Annotated in this window: 18 protein-coding genes and 1 pseudogene; 10 read left to right on the top strand and 9 right to left on the bottom strand. The window is 72.2% G+C overall.

Annotated elements, in window-relative coordinates; translation table 11 throughout:
- Window positions 1–167 precede the first annotated feature (167 nt).
- A complete protein-coding gene (locus C6361_RS37645; protein WP_199853383.1) occupies window positions 168–1,652 on the top strand; it encodes an MFS transporter in 1,485 nt (494 codons plus the stop codon).
- 12 nt (window positions 1,653–1,664) lie between these two features.
- Window positions 1,665–2,234, top strand: coding sequence for an NUDIX hydrolase (locus C6361_RS17440; RefSeq protein WP_107268365.1), 570 nt, complete (start codon window positions 1,665–1,667; stop codon window positions 2,232–2,234).
- A 23-nt stretch (window positions 2,235–2,257) separates the two neighbouring features.
- Here the strand turns inward: C6361_RS17440 and C6361_RS17445 are convergent, their stop codons facing one another.
- On the bottom strand, window positions 2,258–2,449 hold the full coding sequence (locus tag C6361_RS17445) for a DUF397 domain-containing protein (RefSeq protein WP_107268366.1): 192 nt from the start codon (window positions 2,447–2,449) through the stop codon (window positions 2,258–2,260).
- Window positions 2,440–3,249 (bottom strand): helix-turn-helix transcriptional regulator, encoded by an 810-nt coding sequence (locus C6361_RS17450; protein ID WP_107268367.1) that lies wholly within the window; start codon window positions 3,247–3,249, stop codon window positions 2,440–2,442. Before C6361_RS17450 ends, C6361_RS17445 begins: the two co-directional genes overlap by 10 nt.
- A 484-nt stretch (window positions 3,250–3,733) precedes the next feature.
- On the opposite strand from C6361_RS17450, the gene C6361_RS37650 reads away from it, so the two are divergent.
- Both C6361_RS37650 and C6361_RS17460 read left to right on the top strand, forming a co-directional pair.
- The gene (locus tag C6361_RS37650) at window positions 3,734–3,997 is read left to right on the top strand and encodes a flavin reductase (RefSeq protein ID WP_199853384.1); all 264 of its coding nucleotides are present in this window, start codon (window positions 3,734–3,736) and stop codon (window positions 3,995–3,997) included.
- A 97-nt stretch (window positions 3,998–4,094) separates the two neighbouring features.
- Window positions 4,095–5,492 carry a hypothetical protein gene (locus tag C6361_RS17460; protein WP_159079366.1) on the top strand — a complete coding sequence of 466 codons (1,398 nt, stop codon included), beginning with the start codon at window positions 4,095–4,097 and terminating at the stop codon, window positions 5,490–5,492.
- A 2-nt stretch (window positions 5,493–5,494) separates the two neighbouring features.
- On the opposite strand, the gene C6361_RS17465 is transcribed toward C6361_RS17460, so the two are convergent.
- A complete protein-coding gene (locus C6361_RS17465; RefSeq protein WP_107264389.1) occupies window positions 5,495–6,394 on the bottom strand; it encodes a sulfurtransferase in 900 nt (299 codons plus the stop codon).
- 63 nt (window positions 6,395–6,457) lie between these two features.
- Between C6361_RS17465 and C6361_RS17470 the strand changes: the two genes are divergently transcribed.
- The gene (locus C6361_RS17470) at window positions 6,458–7,069 is read left to right on the top strand and encodes a pentapeptide repeat-containing protein (RefSeq protein WP_107268369.1); all 612 of its coding nucleotides are present in this window, start codon (window positions 6,458–6,460) and stop codon (window positions 7,067–7,069) included.
- 18 nt (window positions 7,070–7,087) lie between these two features.
- Here C6361_RS17470 and C6361_RS17475 read toward each other — a convergent pair whose 3' ends face one another.
- Window positions 7,088–7,873 carry an SGNH/GDSL hydrolase family protein gene (locus tag C6361_RS17475; RefSeq protein ID WP_107268370.1) on the bottom strand — a complete coding sequence of 262 codons (786 nt, stop codon included), beginning with the start codon at window positions 7,871–7,873 and terminating at the stop codon, window positions 7,088–7,090.
- Window positions 7,874–8,088: 215 nt separating this feature from the next.
- On the opposite strand from C6361_RS17475, the gene C6361_RS17480 reads away from it, so the two are divergent.
- Window positions 8,089–9,840, top strand: coding sequence for a proline--tRNA ligase (locus tag C6361_RS17480; protein WP_107271008.1), 1,752 nt, complete (start codon window positions 8,089–8,091; stop codon window positions 9,838–9,840).
- Here C6361_RS17480 and C6361_RS17485 read toward each other — a convergent pair.
- Complete coding sequence (locus C6361_RS17485; RefSeq protein WP_107268371.1) at window positions 9,837–10,460, bottom strand: dTDP-4-dehydrorhamnose 3,5-epimerase family protein; 624 nt, start codon at window positions 10,458–10,460, stop codon at window positions 9,837–9,839. The two genes, C6361_RS17480 and C6361_RS17485, sit on opposite strands and share 4 nt — an antisense overlap.
- 162 nt (window positions 10,461–10,622) lie before the next feature.
- On the opposite strand from C6361_RS17485, the gene C6361_RS17490 reads away from it, so the two are divergent.
- Both C6361_RS17490 and C6361_RS17495 read left to right on the top strand, forming a co-directional pair.
- Window positions 10,623–11,048, top strand: coding sequence for a CBS domain-containing protein (locus C6361_RS17490; RefSeq protein ID WP_107262461.1), 426 nt, complete (start codon window positions 10,623–10,625; stop codon window positions 11,046–11,048).
- Window positions 11,049–11,071: 23 nt separating this feature from the next.
- Window positions 11,072–11,503, top strand: a complete 432-nt coding sequence (locus tag C6361_RS17495; RefSeq protein ID WP_107268372.1) for a SufE family protein — start codon at window positions 11,072–11,074, stop codon at window positions 11,501–11,503.
- A gap of 68 nt (window positions 11,504–11,571) precedes the next feature.
- On the opposite strand, the gene C6361_RS17500 is transcribed toward C6361_RS17495, so the two are convergent.
- Entirely contained in the window at window positions 11,572–12,654 is a 1,083-nt protein-coding gene (locus C6361_RS17500) for a helix-turn-helix domain-containing protein (RefSeq protein WP_107262463.1), read from the bottom strand.
- 706 nt (window positions 12,655–13,360) lie between these two features.
- Here C6361_RS17500 and C6361_RS17505 point away from each other — a divergent pair.
- Window positions 13,361–13,768, top strand: a complete 408-nt coding sequence (locus C6361_RS17505) for a hypothetical protein (protein WP_107268373.1) — start codon at window positions 13,361–13,363, stop codon at window positions 13,766–13,768.
- On the opposite strand, the gene C6361_RS17510 is transcribed toward C6361_RS17505, so the two are convergent.
- The 3 genes from C6361_RS17510 to C6361_RS17520 form a co-directional block, all read right to left on the bottom strand.
- A complete protein-coding gene (locus C6361_RS17510; RefSeq protein WP_107271009.1) occupies window positions 13,697–14,248 on the bottom strand; it encodes a YbaK/EbsC family protein in 552 nt (183 codons plus the stop codon). The two genes, C6361_RS17505 and C6361_RS17510, sit on opposite strands and share 72 nt — an antisense overlap.
- A 115-nt stretch (window positions 14,249–14,363) precedes the next feature.
- Window positions 14,364–14,558, bottom strand: coding sequence for a hypothetical protein (locus C6361_RS17515; RefSeq protein WP_101368853.1), 195 nt, complete (start codon window positions 14,556–14,558; stop codon window positions 14,364–14,366).
- Between the two features lie 79 nt (window positions 14,559–14,637).
- Window positions 14,638–15,213 carry an exonuclease gene (locus C6361_RS17520; RefSeq protein ID WP_107262465.1) on the bottom strand — a complete coding sequence of 192 codons (576 nt, stop codon included), beginning with the start codon at window positions 15,211–15,213 and terminating at the stop codon, window positions 14,638–14,640.
- A gap of 116 nt (window positions 15,214–15,329) precedes the next feature.
- On the opposite strand from C6361_RS17520, the pseudogene soxR reads away from it, so the two are divergent.
- Window positions 15,330–15,767: pseudogene (soxR, locus tag C6361_RS38215) on the top strand (redox-sensitive transcriptional activator SoxR); the annotation flags it as partial.
- Window positions 15,768–16,115 lie beyond the last annotated feature (348 nt).

Genomic DNA, 16,115 nt, shown 5'->3' on the forward strand with positions numbered 1-16,115 from the left:
ACACGCCGCTTCCGGCTTTTCCGCCGACTTTTTCCGGCATCCGGCGGGCGTTCGGCTTGACCCTCGACCCGATCGAGACCGCAGGCTCGCCCGGTCGTCCGGTGCCGCGACGGCGAATCGAGCAGAGACGCCGCTACGGCGCGAGCCGAGGAGAGGTGGTCACCCCGATGTCCGGAACGACGGCGAGGTCGGTTGTGGGCTCCGCCCGGCGTACCCGGGTCGGCGGGTTCTGGACACTGTGGACGGCGACCGTGCTGTCGCGGCTCGGCGACGCGCTGCGTACCCCGGCCCTGGCGTTGCTCGCCGCGTCGGTCAGCCGCGATCCCCGGGTCGTCGCGTCGGTGGTGGTCGCCGGCCAGCTCCCGCCGCTGCTCTTCGGCCTGCTCGGCGGCGTCTACGCCGACCGCTGGGACCGGCACCGCACAATGGCCACAGTGGACGGACTGCGTGCCGTCCTGGTCGCCGGCTTCGCGCTGCTGGTCGGCACCGGCGACGTCGGGATCGTCGCGCTCGTCTGCTGTGCCCTCCTGCTCGCCACCCTCGGCGTCGTCTTCGACGCGGCGGCGTTCGCCGTACTGCCCGGCATCGTGCCCGCCGACCGCCTGGCGGTGGCCAACGGCCGGCTCCAGGCGGGTACGGCGGTGGCCGGCGGCTTCGTCGGCGCACCGCTGGCCGGGGTGCTCTTCGCGGTCGCCGCAGCCCTGCCGTTCGCCGTCGACGCGGTCACGTTCGCGGTCGCCGCCCTGCTGGCGCTGACCCTCCGCCCCACCCCGCCAACACCACCGGGCCCGATTCCCACCCCGCCACCGACCCCGACTCCCACTCCGATCTCGCCGCCGCTGCCGTCCACGCCGCACCCGATGGCGTCCACGCCGCGTCCGCTGCCGTCCACGCCGCGTCCGCTGCCGTCCACGCCGCGTCCGCTGCCGTCCACGCCGCATCCGTTGCCGTCGACGCCGCGTCCGCTGCTGTCCATGCAGCGTCCTGTCGGGGGGCGGGGTGCCGCCTGGCGAGCGGCCGGGGACGGGCTGCGCTGGATCTGGCGGGACGCCACCCTGCGCCGGATCACCGGGCTCACCGTGGTCACCAACCTCGCCACCAGCGGCCTGATCGCGATCATCGTGCTCTACGCGCTGGAGGTACTGGCCGTGCCGGCCGCCGGCTACGGACTCTTCATGGCGGCGGCGGTGTTCGGCGCACTGGTCGGGGGACTCTGCGCCGGCCGGCTCGCCACCCGGCTCGGCACCCTGCCCGGGTTGCGCTGGGTGCTGGTGGCCGAGACGCTCGCGGTCGCCGCGCTGGCCATGGCCCGGCACCCGGTGCCGGGAGCGATCGCACTCGCCCTCTTCTCCGCCGGCACCGCGACCTGGAACGCGCTCTGGTCGGCGTACGGGCAGCGGAACGTCCCCGCCGAACTGCTCGGCCGGGTCGGCAGCGCCCAGCGTACGGTCGGACTGCTGGCCGCCCCGGTCGGCGCGATTCTGGCCGGAGCGCTCGGTTCCGCCGCCGGCCTACCCCCGGTGCTCTACGCCGCCACCGCCATCTTCGCCCTCACCACCGTCGCCTCCTGGCACTCCCTCCGCCCCACCCCGAGAACCACCGTCGAGGCGGAGCGTTCGGCTCGCCATGATCTGCCGAACGCTACGTCCTGACATGATGCGCGGGTGCGTGCGTCGGTGGGGGTGGTGCGGGAGCTGGTGACCGGAGTCGTGCCGTGGGACGAGGTGGAGGCGGAACACCGGTCGGCGACGCTGCACTGGCTGAGCGGCACCGACGACGTGTTCCGACGGGTCAAGCCGGCAACCCCGCCCCGGCACCTCGTCTCGTACGTCGTACCGGTCGATCCGGCGGACGGCAGCGTGCTGCTGGTCGACCACGTCAACGCGGGGCTGTGGCTCCCGCCGGGCGGGCACGTCGACCCGGACGAGCATCCCGCCGAAACCGCCCGTCGAGAGGCGTGGGAGGAGCTGGGTGTACCGGTCGTAGCTGGCCTCGTCGGGGAGGAGCCGGTGTTCGTCACCGTGACCCGTACCGTCGGGATCGACGCCGGGCACACCGACGTGAGTCTGTGGTTCGTGCTTCGACTCGACCGGCAACACCCGCTCACACTGGACAGCGGCGAGTTCCGGGAAGCCCGCTGGTGGTCACCGGCAGAGCTACGCGACGCCGATCCCGCCCGCTTCGACCCACATTTCACCCGCTTCTGCGCCAAGCTCCAGCGGATGCACTGCTGAGGGGGCGGGTAGGGCGCCGACCGTCAGCGGGCCCGAGCCTGCCGGACGAACGAGCGCCACGCCTGCGGGGCGAAGACCAGGGCCGGACCTGTCGGATCCTTACTGTCCCGAACCCCGACCACCCCCGGCAAGTTGTCCGCCACCTCCACACATGCGCCGCTGGCCCCATTGCTGCGACTGCTCTTGCGCCAGACTGCTGCTGTCGTCAGCTCCATCGCTCCGCCACTTCTGAGATCAGCTTGGTGGACTGGTGGTGTGGTAGCGCCTCGCTCCGGATGGACTCCCACACCTTGGCTATCCACATTACGTCGGCTGCGTCCTGCACCAGTTGGCCGCGCAGATAGTTGTCCAGGAAGGCGATGTTTTCGTCGCCGGGCAGCGTGGCGACGATGAACGGCCCGGTGAGGCCGCCGTAAGCACCGACCGAGGTCGGCACAACCTGTATCCGAAGGTGCGGCATCGCGGCGGCGATCCTCACCAGGTGCGACAACTGTTCTCGCATGACTTCCGGGCCACCAACCGGCCGGTGCAGCAGACCTTCGTCCAGTACCGCCGTCAGCTGCGGAGGTTTCTCCTGCGTGAGCACGGTCTGTCGCTCGATACGAGCGGCAACCCTGGCAGCCACCTCGTCGGCGGTGAACACTCCCATGCTGACGAAGATGGCCCGCGCGTATTCCTCGGTTTGCAACAGTCCCGGTATCACCGCGTTCTCGAACCAGCGGAACGACTCGGCTTTGCGTTCGATCTCGATCCATTCGCGCAGCCAGGAGGGCTCGCCGTCGAGCTTGAGCTTGATCACCATGCGTTCAAAGAGGCCGCCCGTCTTCAACGCCTTGTCGGCGCCTCGGACGTATTCCCGGGTCAGCGCGCGGGTACCGGTCTCGACGGCACTCACCTGGGACGCCGAGAAGCTGGCGCCTCGACCAAACCTGTCCTGGGTCATTCCGGCGGTCACCCTCGCTCGGCGAATCTCGTCGACGATGAATTCGATCATCGATTGCCGCGCCTCTGTCATACAGCCCTCCACAGGTCAATGGATCGACTCCACAGCTCGCCTCGGTTCGCCACCACCGCCGGGACGTTCATGCAGGTCATGACGGGTGCGATGCACGCCTATCGAGGTTAGGGGGCAGCCGTCCAGAGTGGAAGAGAGCGGGACCGCACCCCCGCAAATCGCATTCCGGGAACGAACAGAGAGGGAAGGCCGATGTCCAGACGTCATCGCCCAGCCATCCGGCATTACCGTGCCTGGTACTTCCTCTGGATCTTCTGTTCCTGCGGCCGCCGCTGGCGCTGCCCGCGTACCCTTCCGACACCGCATCGGCCGGGACCACCGCCGGCTCCTCGTCCGACGCTGGTCCGAATCCCGCCGGACCCGCCACCGGCCCGGGCCCGACACCGCAACACCCGACCGGCCTGGGAAACGCCTGTCCGGGCCGAACACCGTGACCGGAGCGGGCGGACCCGGCAGGTCGAGTACCGATGACTGGTCAACCCCGATGTACGGCCCTCACGCGCGGTTCCGTCCGCACACACCCGCCCGCCCGTCGTTCCGGTGCCGGACCTGCGGCGCGCCCTGGCCCTGTCAACCGGCCCGGCTCAGCCTGCTGCACACCTACCGCGACGACCGGATCGGGCTGCTGGTCTATCTCGCCAGCCAACTCGACCGCGCCCTACAGGATCTGCCCAACGCCGACCCCAAGGAACTAGCCAGCCGAATCCTCCACTGGCCGAACCGCCGGAGCCATCAAGATTCTTGTTGAATTGAGGCGCGCTGCTAACCACGGTTCTACAAGAATCTTGGGGGACACCTGCACGACGGCGCCGGAACCGGCCCGAGGCGTCACGCCTCTACCCGGCATGACGACGACGAGGCGGGACGTGTTGCGGATGACCGGCGCGCTGCTGGCCGGCTCCGCCGGGATCGGGGCGGTCACGGCCAGCGGCGGCTGCAAATTCCGGGCCGACGACCGGGCCGACGACCGGGCCGACGACCGGGCCGACGAGGACGCCCGCCGCGGGCTGGCCCCGGCTGACGCGCTGGTGGTGGAGCTTGCCGACGGCAGGTTGGCGGTGGTCGACGCGGCGACCGGCCGGATGCTGGTCCAGCCCGCCCCGGCGGTGGTCAGCGGCGACGGGCGGCGGCTGGTCCGGGTCGAGCGCCCGGACGGCGGTACCAGGTTGACCAGTCATCAACTGCCGGACGGCGCGGCTGTCAGCGCCGGCACCCTGACCGGGGCGCTCACGGTCCGGACCACCTCGGCCGACGGCGGCCTGGTGGCACTCGCCGACGACGCCGGTCCGGGGCACACGCCGTACCGGCCGGGGCCTCGGGAGCGGACGACGATCGTGGTCGCCGACGGTGCCGGCCAGCGGCGTCGGCTGGAGTTGCCCGGCAACCTCGAACCGGAGGCGTTCGACACGACGAACCAGGCGCTCTTCGTCCTCGACTATCTGCCGCCGACCGCACCGGACCGGTACCGGGTGCGGGTCGTCGACCTCGCCTCCGGTCGGGTGGAGCCGCTGCTGACCCGGGTGAAGGCGGTGGTGCCGGCGGGTGCCGAGGAGGAGATGCGCGGCGAGGGCCGGCAGGCGGTCTACGACCGGCAGCGCAACCGGCTCTTCACGCTCTACACCCACCAGCCGGACCACGTGCACACCCGGGACCGGATCGCCGCGACGGCGGACCCGAACGGTGCCGGGGCCCGGGACGACGCCCCGCACGTGCACGCCTTCGTGCACACCCTCGACCTGACCGAACGCTGGGCGTTCTGCGTCGACCTGCCGGCACCGTTCGGCGAGCGTGCGGCGACCGGGCACACGATCGCGCTGAACCGGGACGGCAGCCGGCTCTACGTGGCCGACACCGGCACCGGTGCGCTGGCCACGATCGACCCCGACGGGCTGACCGTGCTGGAGAGCATCCGGTTCGACGCGCCGGCCGGCACCGCCGGCTCGACCGGCGCCGCGCCGGCCGCCGCGGCCTTCGACGGCGCCGGGACGCTGCTGGTCGGGGCCGGCCGCGAGGTGGCCGGGATGGCGGCCACCGCTGGCGACGGCGCGGTGCCACGCTGGTCGACCCCGGCCGAGGTACGCGGCCTCGCCGGCCCGCCCGACGGCTCCCGGCTCTACGTCGGCCAGCCCGACGCCGTACTCCGGGTCGACCCCGGCAGCGGGACGGTACGGCAGCGTATCGACGTACCCGGGCTGGTGGCCCTGCGACAGGTGGTCCCCGCCGGGCGGGAGAACGGGCGGTAGGACTAGCCGAGGCCGCCCGGCTGGTCGCCCTGGACCACGGGTGCCCGGACCAGGTTGCCCCACTCGGTCCACGAGCCGTCGTAGTTGCGCACCCGCGGATAGCCGAGCAGGTGCCGCAGCACGAACCAGGTGTGGCTGGACCGCTCGCCGATCCGGCAGTACGCGATCACGTCGTCGTCCGGCGAGAGCCCGAGCTGGTCGGCGTAGATCGCCCGCAGCTCGTCGGGGCCCTTGAAGGTGCCGTCGTCGTTCGCCGCCGACTTCCACGGCTTGCTCAGCGCACCCGGGATGTGGCCGCCGCGCAGCGCGCCCTCCTGCGGGTACTCCGGCATGTGGGTCAGCTCGCCGGTGTACTCCTTCGGCGAGCGGACGTCGACCAGCGGCCGGGCCGCCGCGATGTGCGCCAGCACCTGGTCCCGGTACGCCCGGATCGGCGCGTCGTCCCGCTGCGGCGTCGGATAGTCCGCCGGAGGCCGCTCGGTCTTCTCCCGGGTCAGCTCCCGCCCCTCGGCGACCCACTTCTGCCGGCCACCGTCGAGCAGCCGCACGTCGGGGTGCCCGAAGAGGGTGAAGACCCAGAGCGCGTACGCCGCCCACCAGTTGAAGTTGTCGCCGTAGAAGACGATCGTGTCGTCCCGGCCGATCCCCTTCGCCGCACAGAGCTTGGCGAACGCCTCGGCGTCGAGGTAGTCCCGGGTCACCTGGTCGTTCAGCTCCAGGTGCCAGTCGACCTTGACCGCGCCCGGGATGTGCCCGGTCTCGTAGAGCAGCACGTCCTCGTCCGACTCGATCACCACCAGCCCCGGCTGGCCCAGGTGTTCGGCCAGCCACTCGGTGGTGACCAGGCGCTGCGGGTCGGCGTAACCCTGGAGGCTCGGTGCGGGATCGCTCGGCATCGGCATGATCCCCACCGTACGCCGGGCCGTCGGTGGAGGAGGCCGGCTCTCCTCGGTTACCGTCGTCACATGGCGGAGCCGACCCGGACAGGCGTACGACACGAGGGTCGGACCTTCCGACGCGAGGACTGGTACGGCGACGAGTTCGTCGAGCACGAGTACGTCGACTGCGAGTTCTTCGACGTCGACCTGACCGAGGCGACCCTGGAACGAACGAGCTTCACCAACTGCGCCTTCGGCAACGTACGGTTCAACGCCTCCCGGCACACCGACTCGGCGTTCCTGCGCTGCACCTTCACCCGGTGCAACTTCTTCGAGGCCGAGTTCGCCGGCTGCAAGCTGGTCGGCAGCACCTTCGTCGAGTCGTCGGTGCGGCCGCTCACCGTGCTCGGCGGGGACTGGTCGTTCGTCGGCCTGCCCGGCGCCGACCTGCGCGGCGTCACCATCCAGGGCGTACGGATGCGCGAGGCGGACCTGACCGGCGCCAACTGCACCGACGCGATCCTGACCAACGTCGACCTCTCCGGCGCGCAGCTGCGCGCGGCCCGGTTCGTCCGATCCGACCTGCGCGGCAGTGATCTCAGCACCCTCGACCCGACCACCGTCGAACGCTCCGGCGCGATCGTCGACCAGAGCCAGGCGATCGTGCTCGCCCAGGCACTCGGCTTCCAGGTCGGCTGAGCACCGCCCCGGCGGAGGTCAGTCCACGAAGGGCTGGCGTTGCCGGTACGGCTCCAGCACCGGCCGCTTGGCCGTGATCGTGTCGCCGGACGACCGGCCGGTGATCCGGCGCCTGATCCAGGGTGCGAAGTGCTGCCCCACCCAGCGCAGGTCGGCGCCCCGGGCCGCCAGCCACGGCGTCGGCGCGGGCCGGGGCGGCACCACCAGCCAGCCGTCGTCCGGTACGACGTCGAGCGCGGCCAACACCCGGGCGGCGACCCGGCGGTGCCCGGCGGCCGACAGGTGCAGCCGGTCGGGGCTCCACAGCGCCGGGTTGTGGAAGACCTCGTCGGCGAAGAGGTCGACCAGCTTGGCCCCGTGCCGCTGTGCCGTCTCGCCGACCGCCCGGTTGAGCATCGCCACCCGGGGGGCGACCAGCCGCTGCCCGGGCAGCCGGGCCATCACGTCGGCGAACCGGAACAGCAGCACGTCCGCCCCGGTGGCGCGGAACTCGGCGACGACCTTGTCGAAGCGCTCGATCAGGGCGTCCGGGTCGAAGTTGCGGCGTAGTACGTCGTTGCCACCGGCGGCGAAACTGACCAGCTCGGGGCGCATCGCGAGGGCGGCGGGCACCTGCTCGGCCACGATGTTGCCGAAGAGCCGGCCCCGGATCGCCAGGTTGGCGTACCCGAAGTCCGGCCCGGCCTCGGCGGCCAGCGTCGCGGCCACCAGGTCGGCCCAGCCGCGGAAGCTGCCGTCCGGATACGGGTCGTCCAGGCCCTCGGTGAAACTGTCCCCGACCGCCACGAAGTTGCGCCAGCGCACGTCGCGCCTCCCCTGCACCGCTCTGTCCACCCGATCGACCCTCCCCGCCCGATCGACCGGGAGCCAGTCTGTCAGCCCGGCACCGTCCCGGGTACGCCCGGCGCGGGAAGGTGACCGGGACCGCACGATGCGCGGCGAGGGCGCCGCCGAGCAGACGCACCCGTCGGCGGACAATTCCGGTGCTTCGCTCCCGCCTGCGGGTCTACGCTGCCCGGATGCTGCTACGGATGTCCACGCTGTTTCTGCGTACGCTGCGCGAGGACCCGGCCGACGCGGAGGTGCCGAGCCATCGGCTGCTGCTGCGGGCCGGTTACGTCCGTCGCGCCGCCCCGGGCGGCTACACCTGGCTCCCGCTCGGCCGGCTGGTGCTGGACCGGGTCACCGAGGTGGTCCGGGAGGAGATGGTAGCGATCGGCGGCCAGGAGGTGCTCTTCCCGGCCCTGCTGCCCCGGGAGCCGTACGAGACGACCGGCCGGTGGACCGAGTACGGCGACGACATCTTCACCCTCACCGACCGGCGTGGCGCGGAGTACCTGCTCGGGCCCACCCACGAGGAGATGGCCGCCCTGCTGGTGCGGGACACCTTCACCTCGTACCGGGACTTCCCGGTCTCGATCTTCCAGGTGCAGACGAAGTACCGCGACGAGGCGCGGCCCCGGGCCGGGCTGCTGCGCGGGCGGGAGTTCCTGATGAAGGACTCCTACTCCTTCGACCTGGACCGGGCGGGGCTGGCGGCGGCGTACGACCGGCACCGGGCGGCGTACCAGCGGATCTTCGACCGGCTCGGGTTGACGTACACGATCGTCGCCGCGACCTCGGGCGCGATGGGCGGCTCCGCCTCGGAGGAGTTCCTCGCCTCGACCCTGGTCGGCGAGGACACCTTCGTCGGCTGTACCGCCTGCGACTACGCGGCCAACACGGAGGCGGTGACCACCCCGCCGGCCCCGGCCGGCGACGTGCGGGCCCACCCGCCGGCGCAGGTGTACGACACCCCGGACACGCCGACCATCGAGTCGCTGGTCGCGCTCGCCAACGACCGACGGCTCGGCGGCCGGACCGACTGGACGGCCGGCGACACCCTGAAGAACGTCGTCGTCGAGCTGCGCCGGCCCGGCTCGGACGAGCCGGAGTTGCTGGTCGTCGGCATCCCCGGGGACCGCGAGGTCGACCTCAAGCGGCTCGGCGCGGTGTTGAGCCCGGCCACCGTGTCGATGTTCGACGGCTTCGCCGACCGGCCCGAGCTGGTCCGCGGCTACCTCGGCCCGCAACTGCTGGCCAAGCTCGGCATCCGCTATCTGGTCGACCCCCGGGTGTCGCCCGGCACCGCCTGGCTGACCGGCGCCAACGAGCCGGGCCGGCACGCCACCGACGTGGTCTGCGGGCGGGACTTCACCCCGGACGGGACGATCGAGGCGGCCGAGGTCCGGGCCGGTGACCGCTGCCCGGCCTGCCGCCCCGGGGTGTTGACGATCCGCCGGGGTGTCGAGATCGGGCACGTGTTCCAGCTCGGCCGCCGCTACACCGACGCGTTCCGGGTCGACGTGCTCGGCCAGGACGGCAAGCCGGTCCGGCTGACGATGGGCTGCTACGGCATCGGGGTGTCCCGGGCGGTGGCGGCGATCGCCGAACAGCACCACGACGACCGGGGACTGGTCTGGCCGGCGGCGGTGGCGCCGTGCGACGTACACCTGGTGGCCGCCGGCAAGGGGCCGCAGTTGGAGGCGGCGCTGGAACTCGGCGGGCAGCTCGCCGGGCGTGGCCTGCGGGTGCTGGTCGACGACCGGACGCACGTCTCGGCCGGGGTCAAGTTCGCCGACGCCGAGCTGATCGGCATCCCGCGCGCCGTCGTGGTCGGCCGCCGCTGGTCCGACGGGTACGTCGAGTTGCGCGACCGCGCCACCGGGGACCGTACCGAGCTGACGGCGGCGGACCTGCTGGCCCGGCTGACCGCTCCGGACGGCGTCTAGTCCGTCGGCCGGACGGCCCGGCCGGAGCGCTGTGCCTGATAGAACCGCTGGCACTCCGCGTAACTCGGCAGCAGGTCGGCGGCGCGCAGCTCGGCCAGGCCGGGCGCCTCGGCGTCGCGTTCGGAGAGGATCGGGTCGAGGTCGGTCGGCCAGGGCAGTGCCAGTTCCGGATCCCGGACGTGCACGACCCGCTCCCGGGCCGGGGCGTACCGGGCGGAGCAGAGGTAGCTGACGATGCTCTCCTCCTCCAGCGCGACGAAGGCGTGGCCGAGCCCCTCGGGCAGATAGACGGCGCGGTTGTCGATGGTGTCGAGCCGGGTCACCTCGTGCCGGCCGAAGGTCGGTGAACCGACCCGCAGGTCGACCACCATGTCGAGTACGGCGCCGCGTGGGCAGTAGACGTACTTCGCCTGGCCGACCGGCACGTCGGCCCAGTGCACGCCCCGGATGACGCCGCGCCGGGAGACGCTCTGGTTGGCCTGCGCGACGTGGAGTTCGAAGCCGAGCGCGTCGGCGAAGACCTCCGCGTCGTACCAGACGAGGAGCCGGCCCCGGTCGTCGCCGAACTGCTGCGGGAGGAACTCCCAGGCGCCGGGTATGGACAGCTCGGTGGCCTTCACTCGCACCTCACAGCGTCGCTCGGATCTCTCCGGCTTATCGGGGCCAACCGCACGATACCGTTCAACAACCCAGAGTGGCCGATCGGAAACCCGACATGGTGTTAGCGTGCCGGCCAGGGGGTAGCAGGTGGTATCGGGAATTCGGGGGTTCGGAGGCACACCGTGACTGAGGTCAGAGTCCGTGACGTGATGACCAGGACGATCGTCTATCTGCCCGCGGCCACCACTCTGGACGAGGCCGCCCGCGCCATGCGGGACGCCGACATCGGCGACGTGGTGGTGACGGACGGGCCGAGCCTGTTCGGCATGGTGACCGACCGGGACATCGTGGTCCGGGCCGTCGCCGAGGGCAGTGACGCCCGGCAGACCACGATCGGCTCGGTGACCTCCCGGGAGATCGTGATGATCGAGCAGAACTCCACCGCCGCCGAGGCAGCGGCGCTGATGCGGGAACGGGCCGTACGCCGGATCCTGGTCTGTGACAGCGACCGGCAACTGGTCGGCATCGTCTCCCTCGGCGACCTGGCCGTACGCCTGGACCCGTCCTCGGCGCTGAGCGAGATCAGCGAGGCCAGCCCGCGCCCGTGAGGCACCTCGGTAGCCTGGGGTCCATGCCGCAGTCGATGCCACCGAAGCTCGCCGAGATCGTGGCGGAGTTCGCCGCCGCTCCCCGGGACGTGGTCCTCGAAATGCTGCTGGAGTTCGCCGACGCGGTGCCACCGCTGCCGGCGGAGTTCGCCGGCCACGCCGGGATGGAGCAGGTCCCGGAGTGCCAGACGGCGTTCTTCCTGCGTGCCGAGGTGGCCGCCGACCGGACCGTGACCACCTGGTTCGACTGTCCGCCGGAGGCGCCCACCACCCGGGCCTTCGCCGGGATCCTCGCCGAGGGGCTGGCCGGGGCGAGCGCCGACGAGGTGTTGGCGGTGCCGGACGACCTCTACCAGCGGATGGGGCTGGCCCAGGCGATCAGCCCGTTGCGGGTACGCGGCGGCAACGCCATCCTGGCCCGGCTGAAGCGGCAGGTCCGGGAACAGCTCGACTGAGCCGGGATCCGAGGGCCGGCAGGGTGGCCCGGGAACGTTTCACGTGCAACGGTATCGACGGTCGTCTCTCAGGCTGTCGCTCCGGCCGCCCGTTCCACCTCGGCCAGCATCAGCCGCAGCGACAGGCTGTGCCGCTCCGGCGGCAGCCGGTCCAGCGCCCGCCGGGCATAGCCGAGACCACCGGCCGCGTCCCCGGCGGAGGCCATCATCAGGCCCCGGTGCAGCTCGATGTGCGTGGCGAACCGGGGCAGGCTGGCCGGCCGGGTCCGGTCCGCCGCGTCCTGGGCGGCCACCGCTCCCGGGTGGCCGAGCCGGGACAGCAGCATCGACTCGAAGGTGTGGAACCGCCACAGCGGCACCGCGAAGTCGGAGATCTGCTCCGCGCTGCCGGCCGTGTCGAAGACCCGCCGGGCATCGTCCAACCTGGCCAGAGCGGTGCCGGTCTCGCCCCGGCAGGCGGCGACGTGCGCCTGCGCGGTCAGCGCGTTCAACCGGCCCAGGGTCGGCCGGTCGGAGAGCCCGGCGGCCTGCTCGGCGAAACGGGCGGCCACCGGCAGGTGCGCACCCTCGTACGCCAGCGCCAGGGCGGCCCGGCCACGTACCCAGACCCGGGCCTCCAGGTCACCGGAGCGGTCCGCCGCGATCGCGGCCATCTCGTACGACCGGATCGCTCCCCGACCGCCGTCGTTGCCGGGCAGGGTCTTGCCGTGCACCGTCATCAGCCGGGCGGCGACGCCCCACAGGTGCGGACTGTCCAGCTCCTGTTGCAGTACCACCAGGTCGGCGGCGAGCCGGCCCTGCAACTCGGCGGCGCCGAGCGACATGTAGTCCTGCCCGTACCCCTCGGCCCGGGCGACCCACTCGTCGACGTCCCGGCGTGGCCCGATGGCGGCGGCGAAGCCGTGCTGCACCAACTCGGCCACGGCGGACGAGACGACGACGGTCGCGGCGATCGCCAGGGCACCTCTGCGGTTCACGCTGTCTCCCAACACCCGCTCGTAGGCGAGGACCAGGTCCGGGGTGGCCGGCCGCTTGCCGAGCTCGACGTTGCACAGATGACTCTTGCTGTAGTTGGTGCGGGCCGCCATCTGGGTCAGGGTGACCTGGGCGTCCGTACGCGCCACCCTCAGCCTTGCGCCGACGTGATCCATCCGTCTACCGCCTGTGCGCTCCGGAAAACACCTGAAAACCGCGCCTACTATCGGTAGTTCTCTGGTTACGGGAATGTGGGGATGTGGATCGCTTCAGTTCGATGTGGCACCGATCAATGTTTACCGCTTCCGGGCGCAGATCGTAAGCCTGGGGTGACCTCGGGATCGATGCCCGGACCGGAGTTCCACGGCCCGCGGGTATGACACGGCTCGACCTAATCGGCCTCCAGGTCGGCTCGTGATCGGTCCACGCGGGACCGGGGCGCGTACCCCGCTGTCTTCCCCTGGGAAGCGGGCGGCGCCCTGCCGGGTGCGGCGGCCGTGCCGGCGGCCGCCGCACCTCCCGGGCAGCTCAGGAGGCGACTCGTGCCTGCGAGTACGGCGGTGCGCACCCCCGGCGGACGCCGGAGGCGTGGCGGGCGGAGATGACCGGGGCCGCCGCGCGCCGGATACGGAATCGGATGGCGCTCTCCGCCCGACTCATCGTGATCGACCACTGGCCGCGCGACGACGGCCGTTGCCCTATTTGCAAACTGCCGTCCTGCCGGGCACTGGCGACGGCACGCGCTTATTTAGAAATGGTGAACGATCCATTCGTACCCACGCATCCGCTCGTCGATGTGGTAGACATCGACAGCCGTGCCACCCCAGCGGAGGGGACGACCAGCGTCGAGCCGGTCGGCGGGGGCGAAGGGGAGTGTCCCGGATGACCGAGACGACGCTGTGCCTGCCGTGCGCGCTCGCCCTGCGCCCACCGGTCACCGAGCCGCCCCACCACTGCCCCGGGCAGGTACGCCTGGTCTCCGGCACCGGCCAGGTCCGGGTCGTCCTCTGCGAATGCCGGATCTGCTGGCCGGACCGCGCCAAGGAGCAGCCGCCGCGACAGCCGCTGGAGCAGTCGCCGCAGCAGCCGGCGCGACAGCCGCTGGAGCAGTCGCCGCAGCAGCCGGCGCGACAGCCGCTGGAGCAGTCGCCGCAACAGCCGGCGCGACAGTCGCCGGAGCAGCCGCCGGAGCAGTCGATCGACCGGTCGGCGGGGTCGTCAGCCGACCTCTCGGGCGAGCCCCTCGACGACCTCGGCGTTCGGCAGCAGCCCGAGGGCGGCACCGGGTAGCGCGATCTTGCTGTGCCGGACCCCCGACCCGACAATCACGTACGGGGTGTCGAGCACCCGCGAGTCGACCAGGATCGGCCATGAGCCGGGCAGCCCGATCGGGGTGATGCCGCCGTACTCCATGCCGGTCAGCTCGACCGCCTCGGCCATCGGGGCGAAGCTCGCCTTGCGTACGTCGAGGTGGCGGCGTACCACCCCGTTCACGTCGGCCCGGGTGGTGGCCAGTACGACGCAGGCCGCGTACCGGACGCTCCCCTCCCGCTTGCCGGCCACCACCACGCAGTTCGCCGAGACGTCCAGCCCGACGTCGTAGGCGGCACAGAAGGCGGCGGTGTCGGCCAGGGTGGCGTCGATCGGTGCGACCAGGATGTCGTCGACGCCGACCGGGGAGTCGGCGGGCCAGCGGTGCAGGGCCTCGGTCACCGGCGGTGCGAGCAGATCCTGGCGGGTCCGGGCCGGCTCCGTCTTCAGGGTTCCCATCACGCCCGTGATCCTCGCACCGCCCGTGCCGGCCGGGCACACCGACCGCGCCACGAGGTGTCGATCCGGCGGGGAGGGGAGTCGCCCACCGGCGACGGGCGCACCCCTGAGCGGCTCAGCTGCCGGCGAGGAAGGCGTTGTCCGGCACGAGGGTGCGCTCCCGGAGCCGATCCCGTTCCGGTGCCTCGGCGGCCCGCTCCCGCCGCAGCTGGACATCCTCGATGCCGTGCCGGACGGCGAACCGGATCACGCCGTAGAGGAAGACGAAGCCGCAGACGTACATCATCGCGGCCAGAGCCATGTAGATCATGCGTTCGAGAGTAGGCGGTGGATCCGGAGATTTTTCGCGTTCCGGGCGCGGTCGCCCGGTCGGGTGGCGGGTACCCCGATCAGTCGGACCGGGCGGGCGGCTCCGGCGCCGGATGCCGCAGTACGGCGTCGAAGACCTGGGCCAACTCCGCCGCGTCCTCGCCCGCGTGGTGGGTGTGCGGGATGCCGGTCAGGCCGAGCGCGTGCTTGATCCTGCCCTTGTGCGTACCGGCCCACTCGGAACCGGTCCGGCCCATCCAGTAGCTGCGCAGGTCCACCCCCGACCCGGTCGCCCCGAACGGGCTCCGGCCGGTGAACCGGACGAAGTACCAGTGCACGAACATCCCGTCCCAGACGGCGGGCGCGGCCAGGAAGACGGGGCGGCCCTGCTTGCGTAGCCCGTTGACCCACCTCGCCGCGGCGGTCATCGCCTCCTCGGCCGGCGGCGCCTCCCGGAGCAGCCGCTCCCGGTCCAGTCCGGAGACGGCGAGCGCCTGGGGCACGAACTCGTCGGAGATCGGGCGCAGTTCGGTGTAGAAGGTCAACTCGGGCCGCCCGGCCACCGCCATGCCCAGCGAGATCATGCTGTACGGCCCCGGGATCGGCCCGTCCGCCTCGACGTCGACCGCGACGTACAGCTCGGGAAGATCAGCCACGGGATCAGCTTGCGGTCGCGGGCCGACCGGGTCCACCGAATTCCGCCCGCCGACCACCGGATGCGGGACACGCCACACCTGAACATTAGTTGAGGTACCGGAGCTATCCTCGACCGGTGACCGAACCCGCACACACCCTCACCGTCGGACAGCTCGCCGAGCGCAGTGGTGTCGCCGTCTCGGCCCTGCACTTCTACGAGGCCAAGGGGCTGATCACCAGTACCCGGACCAGCGGCAACCAACGCCGCTACGCCCGCGACGTCCTGCGCCGGGTCGCCTTCATCCGGTTCGCCCAGCGGGTCGGTGTGCCGCTGGCCCAGATCCGGGAGGCGCTGGCCAGCCTCCCCGAGGAACGCACACCCACCCGGGCGGACTGGGCCCGGCTCTCGGCCGGCTGGCGCGGGCAGCTCGACGAGCGGATCCTCGCCCTGCAACGGCTCCGCGACGACCTCTCCGACTGCATCGGCTGCGGCTGCCTGTCGCTGGACCGGTGCGCGCTCTCCAACCCCGGCGACGTGATGGCCGGCACCGGCCCCGGTCCGCGCCACCTGCTCGCCGGCCTCACCGGCCCGACCGCACCGGAGGACGCGGCGACGGCGGCCGACAACCCGGCCGCGACGCGGGCCCCGGCGGCACCGGACCGCCCGGCCGCGACGCACGCCCCGGCCGGCGGGGGCGCGAGCTGCGGTGGGCCGGAGGTCTGCGCCCCGGACGGCTCCGTCGATCCGGCCATGGCCCGGGTCTGACCCGGTCACGCCGGTCGGCGGCGGGTCGGAGATCTCGCCCGGAAAGGCGCATAAGGCCGCGCCGACCGGGAAGGCAGGGCCGATCCACGGCTCTGGGAGGGTGAGATGCGTTACCCGAGTGCGGCCAGCGACAGCGGCCCCGCCGCACGGCGGACC

This window comes from Plantactinospora sp. BC1, from assembly GCF_003030345.1.
In the GTDB taxonomy this organism is placed as follows: domain Bacteria; phylum Actinomycetota; class Actinomycetes; order Mycobacteriales; family Micromonosporaceae; genus Plantactinospora.